The organism is Pseudomonas mandelii (genome assembly GCF_024138395.1).
Classification (GTDB): domain Bacteria; phylum Pseudomonadota; class Gammaproteobacteria; order Pseudomonadales; family Pseudomonadaceae; genus Aquipseudomonas; species Aquipseudomonas mandelii_E.
In genome coordinates, this window is record NZ_JAMYDU010000059.1 from 1 (window position 1) to 956 (window position 956).

1 protein-coding gene is annotated in these 956 nt (G+C 62.6%); it reads right to left on the reverse strand.

What is annotated here, in order from left to right; all coding sequences use genetic code 11:
• On the reverse strand, positions 1–956 hold a 956-nt coding region (locus NHU87_RS28300; protein WP_367399074.1), incomplete at both ends, for a calcium-binding protein.

Below are 956 nucleotides of genomic sequence, written 5' to 3' on the forward strand. Positions count from 1 at the left end.
AGGGTGTTGCCGACGCCGTTGAGGTGATCGCTGCCAGTGAGGGTTAGGTTTTCCAGGTTGGCACCCAGGGTCCAGCTGACCGAGGAGCGCACGGTGTCGACTTCAGATACCAGGATGCTGGTCTCGGTGACCGCGTCCTTGAGGTTGTCGACGATGTAGGTGTCATTGCCGTTGCCGCCGATCATCACGTCGGCGCCAATTCCACCATCCAGAACGTTGCTGCCGGAGTTGCCGGTCAGGCGATTGCTCAGGGCATTGCCGGAGGCGTCGAGGTGATCGCTGCCGGTGAGGGTCATGTTCTCGAGGTTGCTGCCCAGGGTGTAACTGATCGACGAGGCGACCGTGTCGATCTCGGCCAGCGAGGTGCCGCGTTCGATCACCGTGTCGCCGAGGTTGTCGATGATATAGGTGTCATTGCCGGCACCGCCGTCGAGGAGGTCGACGCCGGCCTTGCCGTCGAGGAGGTTGGCGGCGGCGTTGCCGGTGAGGCTGTTATCGAGTTCATTGCCCGTGAGGTTCAAGACCGCGGCGCCGAGCAGCACGCCGTCTTCGATATTGGCCGAGAGGGTGTAGCTCACCGCCGTCCTGACCAGGTCACGGCCTTCGTCAGTGTTTTCAACAATCTTGTCGACGGGGTTGTCGATGACGTAGGTGTCATCGCCGCCGCCGCCGCTGAGAATATCGGCGCCCACGCCGCCATCCAGCCAGTCATTGCCGGCCCCGCCTTGCAGGGTATTGATGGAGGCGTTGCCGAGCAGGGTGTTGTTCAGGTCGTTGCCGACTACGGTGAAGGCACCGAGGCCGGTGAGGGTGACGTTTTCGACGTTCTGCAGGTTGGTTTGGCTGAGGTCGACGGTGCTGGTGGTCGGGGTCGAGGCATAGCTGATGTTCAGCAGGTCGCGACCCTCATCGGCCGTTTCCCGCAACAGCGCCAGTTCGCCGAATTGGTCGAGGAC